At 45.2% G+C, this 8,194-nt stretch carries 6 protein-coding genes and 1 tRNA gene; 5 read left to right on the top strand and 2 right to left on the bottom strand.

What is annotated here, in order from left to right; all coding sequences use genetic code 11:
* Positions 1-74: 74 nt before the first annotated feature.
* From WCM76_12645 to WCM76_12630, 4 genes are all read left to right on the top strand, one after another.
* Positions 75-1,991, top strand: a complete 1,917-nt coding sequence (locus WCM76_12645; protein ID MEI6766478.1) for a BatD family protein — start codon at positions 75-77, stop codon at positions 1,989-1,991.
* Positions 1,992-2,000: 9 nt separating this feature from the next.
* Complete coding sequence (locus tag WCM76_12640) at positions 2,001-2,759, top strand: tetratricopeptide repeat protein (protein MEI6766477.1); 759 nt, start codon at positions 2,001-2,003, stop codon at positions 2,757-2,759.
* Positions 2,760-2,958: 199 nt separating this feature from the next.
* Positions 2,959-3,327 carry a BlaI/MecI/CopY family transcriptional regulator gene (locus tag WCM76_12635; GenBank protein MEI6766476.1) on the top strand — a complete coding sequence of 123 codons (369 nt, stop codon included), beginning with the start codon at positions 2,959-2,961 and terminating at the stop codon, positions 3,325-3,327.
* A gap of 9 nt (positions 3,328-3,336) precedes the next feature.
* A complete protein-coding gene (locus WCM76_12630) occupies positions 3,337-4,566 on the top strand; it encodes a M56 family metallopeptidase (GenBank protein MEI6766475.1) in 1,230 nt (409 codons plus the stop codon).
* 70 nt (positions 4,567-4,636) lie between these two features.
* Here WCM76_12630 and WCM76_12625 read toward each other — a convergent pair whose 3' ends face one another.
* Positions 4,637-6,391, bottom strand: a complete 1,755-nt coding sequence (locus tag WCM76_12625; GenBank protein MEI6766474.1) for a glycine-rich protein — start codon at positions 6,389-6,391, stop codon at positions 4,637-4,639.
* A 325-nt stretch (positions 6,392-6,716) separates the two neighbouring features.
* Here WCM76_12625 and WCM76_12620 point away from each other — a divergent pair, with 325 nt between their 5' ends.
* Positions 6,717-7,988, top strand: a complete 1,272-nt coding sequence (locus WCM76_12620) for a DEAD/DEAH box helicase (protein MEI6766473.1) — start codon at positions 6,717-6,719, stop codon at positions 7,986-7,988.
* A gap of 93 nt (positions 7,989-8,081) precedes the next feature.
* Here WCM76_12620 and WCM76_12615 read toward each other — a convergent pair.
* A tRNA-Pro gene (locus tag WCM76_12615) sits at positions 8,082-8,156 on the bottom strand.
* Positions 8,157-8,194: the final 38 nt, after the last annotated feature.

Below are 8,194 nucleotides of genomic sequence, written 5' to 3'. Positions count from 1 at the left end.
GAAGCCGGGCTTATGCTTCGGCTTCTTTCAAACTTTTACCGGACAACAGTGAATTTTTTTTAATAATGATGATAGTGAGAAAACAATGTGATATCAATTTTTTCAAGTGTAATATAATTGCAGGAATTGGTATGCTGCTGCTGTTTTTTGTGTCGTTGTTCACTTCATTTGATAGTGCTGCACAGGCTAAGCTAACAGTATCAACAGCCAGCGCAAAAGTTGGTCAGAACGAAGTCTTTCAGCTTACTTATACGCTATCGGGCGGTTCGGCCGAACAGTTCGCAAAACCTTCTTTTTCCGGATTCAGTGTAATTGGAACCTCGCATTCATCGGGCGGTGGTATGACTGTAATTGTGAATGGCAAAGTGGTGCAGGGTGGCGAGGGTGAAGAGTCGTGGATATATCAACTCATGCCATCAAAAACCGGAAAATTTACGATTGATGCAGCCAAAGCAAAAGTAAAAGGGCAGTGGATTTCAAGCAATACGGTATCAGTGGAGGTCACGGCTTCGTCCCAGAAAAACCAGCAGAATCAACAGAACAAACAGAATCAGCAGGGTGCGCAAAATGATGGCTCAATTTCCGGCGATGATATCTTTATACGCGCCTCGGTTGACCGCAGCAATTGCTTGCAGGGAGAGCAAATCACACTTGTCTATAAAATCTATACACGCGTTTCCATCTCGCAATATGCCATTAATAAATTGCCTTCGTTCGCCGGATTCTGGTCACAGGATTTGGTGAAAGACAAAACGCAAAATCCCAAACAGTACAACGAGACTGTGAACGGGCAGAAATATATGGTGGCGGAAATCCGCAGAGTGGCACTCTTCCCGCAAAAGGCAGGGCGTCTGACCATTGAACCTCTTGAAGTGGAATGCCTGGCGCAGGTGTTGGTTAAGAATAAAAACAGTGCATTCGACAAATTTTTCAACGACCCGTTTTTCAACAATCCTTTCTTCAGCGACCCATTCTCACAAAGCTATCAGAATGTAAAGAAAACCGTGAAGTCCGGAACTGTTACCATTAACGTAGGTGCCCTTCCCGAACTTAATAAACCTGATGGTTTCAGTGGTGCAGTTGGCAATTTCAGCATGAAAGCCGATGTTGACAAAACTTCCGTAAAGGCAAACGAAGCTGTCAACCTGAAGTTCACCATCAGCGGAACGGGAAATCTCAGCCTCATCGACAAATTGAATGTGACCTTCCCTGCCGATTTCGAAACCTATGATCCTCAAATAAGTGATAATATTACAATAAATGGTACTCAGGTAGGGGGCACACGCGAATTCAGTTACCTCGTGATACCGCGCACTCCGGGCGATTTCACAATTAAGCCTGTTACTTTCAGCTATTTCGACCCGGCTAAAAAAGGATATGTTACGCTTACATCCGGTGAATTTAAAATAAAGGTAGGAAAGGGCGATGGTTCTGCAGGACCTTCATACAGCGGAAAAGAAGATGTGAAATACATAGGAAGCGATATCCGCTTTATACAGAATAAACCATTTACGCTTTACGCGATAGGCGCACATTTCTATAACTCGCCGCTCTACGTCTGTCTGATGTTATTGCCATTTATCCTTTTTATTTTATTCGTGATAATATGGCGCAGAAGACTGAGATTGCGCAGTGATGTGGCGCTGATGAAACTAAGGAAAGCCACGGCAGTAGCCCTCAAAAGACTGCGTACTGCCGATAAGCTTATGAAAGCAGGCGAGCGCGAAAATTTTTATGTGGAGATTTCCAGAGCTCTTTGGGGCTATCTGGGCGATAAATTCAACATACCGCCCGCAAACCTCTCTATGGACAGCGCCCGCGAAACACTGATGAACAGAAATGTGGACGAAGAGCTGATTCTGCGATTTGGCGAAACACTCGACGATTGTGAATACGCACGCTTCGCACCCGCCGACATGAGCCTTTCCATGAAACAAATGTATAAGAAAGCAGTGGAAGTAATCAGCAAACTGGAACAGGTATTGAAGTAAATGGCAGCAATGATAAAGAAAATATTTTTGATACTGAGCATTGTGTTCATGGGCGCTTATGCAATGGCAAATGAGAACGATGACCTTATTTTTCAGGCCAATGCTGCCTATTCAGAAGAAAAGTTCAGCACGGCCCTGGAATTGTATCGCAAGGTGCTCAGCAATGGTTGGGAAGCACCCGAGCTGTATTACAATCTTGGCAATGCAAGCTTTAAAACAAACGATTTCCCTTCGGCAGTGTACTATTATGAAAAGGCGCTTAAACTTGACCCGTCCAATGAAAACTACGATTTCAATCTTAAAGTTGCTAACACAAAGATTATAGATAAGATTGAAGCCGTCCCGCTGCCGTTCTATACACGCTGGTGGTATGAAATCCGTGGCTTCTGTTCTTCCGGCGGATGGGCAGTATGGAGCATCATATCGTTTGCACTGTTTTTAGCACTGATTGCAATATACCTGATCGCGCAGCCGGTTCGTATCCGCAAGCTTGCCTTCTGGACGGCTGCCTTCATGCTCCTTGCAGTCATCTTCATCAATATCTTTGCATTAGAACAATACCGCCATATTTCTGATTCATCCGAAGCCATAGTTTTCGACGCAACGGTGAATGTGAAGAGTTCGCCCAACGAGCTGAGCCAGGACATTTTTGTAATTCACGAAGGCACCAAAGTAAAGATTACCGATAAAGTAGGAGAGTGGTGCGAAGTGCGCATTGCCAACGGTAGCCTGGGCTGGATAAAAGCATCCTCCTTTAAAATCATCTGAACCTATATCAAATAGAAATCCTTTTTCTTTTAATTTTTACCTATTACCTATTACTTGTTCCCTTCCTTCGCTGCCTTTAACTGATTTTTTCCTGCCGTTAACTGAAAAACTATAAAAATAGTTGCATAACTAAAGATTTAGTTTGTATGTTTGCATTATGAAATTCCGATTGCAATAATGAACATTATCAACTACTGAAATGAAAGAACTCACAAAAGCCGAAGAGCAGGTAATGCAAGTCCTCTGGAAAGTGAAAAAGGGATTCGTAAACGACATCCTCGAACATTTCCCGGAACCAAAACCCGCTTATAACACAGTTTCTACCATAATCAGGATACTCGAGAAAAAAGGATTCGTGTTTCATAAAGCCTATGGAAAAAGCCATGAGTACCTGCCGCTCGTCACAAAGGAAACCTATAAAAAAGAACTTCTCGGCGGACTGATGAAAAATTATTTCAACAATTCTATCAAACAAATGGTTTCCTTCTTTGCTAAAGACAGGTCGTTGACCGTAAAAGAAATCGATGATATTATCAAAGCAATCGAAAAAGAAAAACAAACAAAATAATTTAAAGAGATGGAAGCATATATGGCATGGCTGCTGAGGTCGTCTATCATTGTTACCTTGTTTTTACTGGTGTTTCAGCTGCTAAAGCGCGACCATAATTTTATACGTAATCGTATCTTTTTGCTCAGTGGTTTGGTGTTGTCATTTGTTTTGCCACTCATCAATTTCGGGTCGACGGCTGGATTTACACCGCTCACTATTGTGAACCTTCATCCCGTTACCATCAATGCCTCGGATGTACGCACTACCATCATGGGCTACCCTGATGTATTCAGTATAGTAATGATTATTTATGCCTGTGGAGTATTGTTTTTCCTGATAAGGGCCTTGATGCAAATCATAAGGATATTGCTTCTTGCACGACGTTCTGAGATATTTGTACGACCGCGATATAAGCTTGTATTATCTGACCATGCCGTATTTCCGTTCTCTTTCATGAATATGATTTTCATGAAGCGATTGCCCGACAGTGGTGCTGCTTCCGCGATATTCTCACATGAAAGGGCGCACGCCATGCAATGGCATTCTGCCGATGTATTATTGATGGAGCTGGTTGTTGTCCTTCAGTGGTTCAATCCGCTTGTGTGGAGATACAGAACCCTGCTTCGTGAGGTTCACGAATACCTTGCCGACAGAGCTACACTGCTGCATGGTGTTGAAAAGCACGATTATCTTCAGTTGCTCCTTTCCATGGCCATGAATGTTCAGCCCAAAGACATCTCGAATAACTTTTGTCAAATCAAAATAAAAAGGAGGCTCACGATGATTACAAAAATCAAAAATTCCCGTTTAACGGGACTTAAATTTGCATTAACCTGTGTGACGCTTGTATCAGCGCTATGGGTTGTATCCTGCGGGAATGCGCAGAACACAGATGACAAATCAACGACAGGCAGTCAAACCAATGTAGAACAACCGAAAGACAGTGTTTACACAGTGGTTGAAGACATGCCAGCTTATCCGGGCGGCGATGAAGCCCGAATAAAATTCATCATAGAAAATGTGAAATACCCGCAAGCGGCCAGAGAAAAAGGAATTCAGGGAACTGTTTTTGTTTCTTTTGTAATTGAGACCGACGGTACTGTTGCTGATGTAAAGGTTGTGCGCGGTGTTGGCGGCGGTTGCGACGAAGAGGCCATGCGCGTTGTAAAGCTCATGCCCAAATGGACACCCGGCAAACAATCGGGAAAAACCGTTCGCGTAGCGTTCAACATGCCGATAAAGTTCGCCTTGAGCTGAAAATGTTTTTATGTGATTTCATGCGGCGAATATGCGACTATTCGCCGCATTTTTTGTGTGAATAGTCAGCCTACCATGTAATAATGATGATGCCGTTTCCGGAGCGCACACCATTCATCATGGTTCCTGCGGTTACCCCACCGGTATAACCTGAGCCTCCTGCACCACTTCCATTAGCCGGGGATGCACCCGCGCAATAATTTGTTCCGCCACCGTAGTAGCCTCCTCCGCCACCACCACCGTCGGCCATGCCACCCGGATTACTACCTCCCTGTCCAAGAGCACCACAGTAGGTGCCTCCACTGGATTGTGTTCCTCCTGTTGCCGGTCCGTTGGGTGCATTTCCTCCACTTGTTCCACCGCCTGCACCACCGGGATTGCCATAGTATCCTCCACCTCCGCCTGCCACAATAACCCGGTTCGACAGGGCTGTTCCTCCAGCTCTTACATCGGAACCGCCACCGCCGGCGCAGCCGTAATGACCGTTGCCACCACCGTTCCATCCTCCCACCGATACACCTGTATTATAACCGGCGCCCTCTCCACCAACATAGACATACAGTATCTGACCCGGTGTAACACTCAGCGTTCCCTGTGCACGTCCGCCGTTTCCGCCGCCGCCGCCGCCCTGTGCGCCATATACGTCAAGTGTTACGGATGTAACACATGGAGGAACCGTAAAGGTTTGCTGAGCCCCGGTGTAATTAAATGTCTGATTTCCGGAAGTGTAACAAATAGTACTGACAGCAAGACAGGATGCCGTTCCCGACCCGCAGGAATTATCGGCGGTAACGCAAACATTGCCCGACGTACTTCCAAATGATATTACAATTGCAGTTGTACCTTGTCCGGAAGTTATTGTGCTTCCTGAGGGCACCGTCCATGTGTAAGATGTTGCACCGCTGACCGCGGATATTGAATAGGCGACACCGGTCTGATTCGGATTTACCGTGGTAGGTCCGCTTACGGTACCGGGCGTTCCGGGAACTGACGACATACTTACTGAAAGGTTTGACGGATTGCTTGTTCCACAGCTATTGCTTGCTGTAACACTCACGTTCCCCGGATTGCTTCCAAAAGTTACCGTAATAGCGGTTGTACCTGCACCTGCAGTAATGGTGGCGCCTGCTGGAAGACTCCAGTTATAGGATGTTGCACCGGGTACTGCCGAAATTGAGTAAATCACACCAGACTGTCCGGAGCATACTGCAGATAAACCATTAATTGCTCCCGGTGTGGTAATGACTGTTGTGAGAGTAGTCGCAAGAACACTTGCAGCACTTGTGCTGCATCCGTTGGTGACACTGACACTGATAATGCCCGGTGTGCTGCCAAAATTAACGGAAATGGCATTCGTGCCCTGTCCGGAAGTAATTACTGCTCCCGGTGGTACCGACCACAAATAAGAGGTGGCTCCAACAACAGGCACCACGGAATAGCTTACACCGGTTTGTCCGGAGCAGAATAATGCAGAACCGCTGATAGCTCCTGCTATCATGGTAGAGTTGCTGTTCAGAATGCTTACCCAGCCACTGCCGGAATAATACTGGAATTCGCTGCAGTCGGTATTAAAAATTATTAGGCCCGTGGCGGGAAGGGCGATGGAATTGCGTTGGACTGTAGTCATGCGCGTTATCAATGTGCCTTTGATAGTGCTGCTTACATCAAGCATGGCCGATGTATCGGGTGCTGCACCTGTTGTATTAACTGAAAGTCCTTGAGCTATAATGTTCTCGGCAGAAGTGACAATCAGTGCAAACAACAATAAAATAAATCTGATAGATTTTAGTGGGTTGTGCTGGAAATATCCTGTTGCTTTTTTCATAAGGGTCAATATAATTTCACGATTGATTGCATAAAAATAGATAAATTATAGGTAATCGTTAACAGTTAATACTTAAAGAGTCCTTACGACTACAAAATGAGGGCGATTTTTATACATACATCCTCTTTGCAGGTATAAACTTCAAGCATAAACCTGAAAAAATCATGTCCTGTGTCATCTAAGGCACTTGCTTTCAGTGGTTCCCGGGCGTATAGTGCTAGTTAACGTAAAAAGAAGTACCTTTGCAGCAAATTCACTTACGGACATTTTCCCTCCTACAATAGCCAGGTTTTTGGTTCACTAAAAGATTCTACTTAATTACATTATGTCATTTCAGTCATTAAACATCATTGAGCCTATTCTTAGGTCATTAGAACAAGAAGGTTACAAAACTCCAACCCCAATTCAGAAAGAAGCCATCCCGATTGTACTCCAGGGCACCGATTTATTGGGTGTCGCCCAAACGGGTACCGGCAAAACGGCGGCTTTCGCAATTCCGATTCTTCAATTGCTCCATGCCAACAAAACATACGACCGTAAACGCAAGATCAGAAGTCTGATTGTTACACCCACACGCGAACTTGCTATTCAAATCGACGAAAGTTTTAAAGCGTATGGCCGCTTTGCAGGATTAACAAGCACTGTGGTTTTTGGCGGTGTGAATCAGAACCCGCAAACAGCCATCCTGCAGCGTGGTGTCGATATTCTGGTGGCAACACCCGGCCGCCTGCTCGACCTGATGAATCAGGGATTTATTTCTTTAAAAGACGTTGAAATATTTGTGCTGGATGAAGCCGACCGCATGCTAGACATGGGCTTTATACACGATGTTAAACGGCTTATCGCGGTGCTTCCGGCAAAGCGTCAGTCGTTGTTCTTTTCGGCAACCATGCCTCCTGAAATCATCAAGCTCTCAAGTACCATTCTGCATAAACCCCAAAAAGTGGAAGTGACACCGTCAGCTTCTACGGTTGACATCGTCAAACAATTTATTTATTTTGTTGATAGAGAAAATAAGAATTCTCTGCTCATTGATATTCTGCAGGATAAAAATATCAAAACTGTTCTGGTATTTACACGAACCAAGCACGGAGCGGATAAAGTGGTGAAGGTGCTTGCCAAAAACAAAATCAGCGCCGAAGCCATACATGGCAATAAGGCACAGAATGCCCGTCAGCGGGCGCTTGCCAATTTCAAAGCCCAGACAACACGTGTTTTGGTTGCTACCGATATTGCCGCACGCGGCATTGATGTGGAAGATATGGAATTTGTTATCAACTACGAAATATCGAACATTGCCGAAACCTATGTTCACCGCATCGGCCGAACAGGCAGGGCGGGAGCCAAGGGAACAGCCTATTCATTCTGCGATGCAGAAGAAAAAGCATATCTGCGTGATATTGAAAAGCTGATTGGTAAGAAAATACCGGTAATCAGCGATCATCCGTTCCCGCTTATGGATCATAATCCGGTGAAGGCCGTTAAGCAGCAGCGCAACAGTTCCGACCGTCCGCGCCGCAATAGCAGCGAATCAGATGCCGCCGGCAATAACAACAAGAAAAAATATTTCGGCAGACCGCGGGTTAGTGTACGGTAATAGTATTTCAGGCTTCTATTCTAAGTTTTCCGTCATTTTTTGCAACCGATAAGACAAAAAAAAGGTTCCGGAAGAATTCCAGAACCTTTTTTGTCGGGGTAGTAGGATTCGAACCTACGACCTCCTGCTCCCAAAGCAGGCGCGCTAACCAGACTACGCTATACCCCGTAATTTTATGAACTTCCCGTTTTGGCTGTGTGCTCAAA

The organism is Bacteroidota bacterium (assembly GCA_037133915.1).
Classification (GTDB): Bacteria; Bacteroidota; Bacteroidia; order Bacteroidales; family CAIWKO01; genus JBAXND01.
The sequence above is the reverse complement of the archived record's forward strand: the minus strand, read 5'-3'. Positions and strand labels throughout refer to the sequence as shown.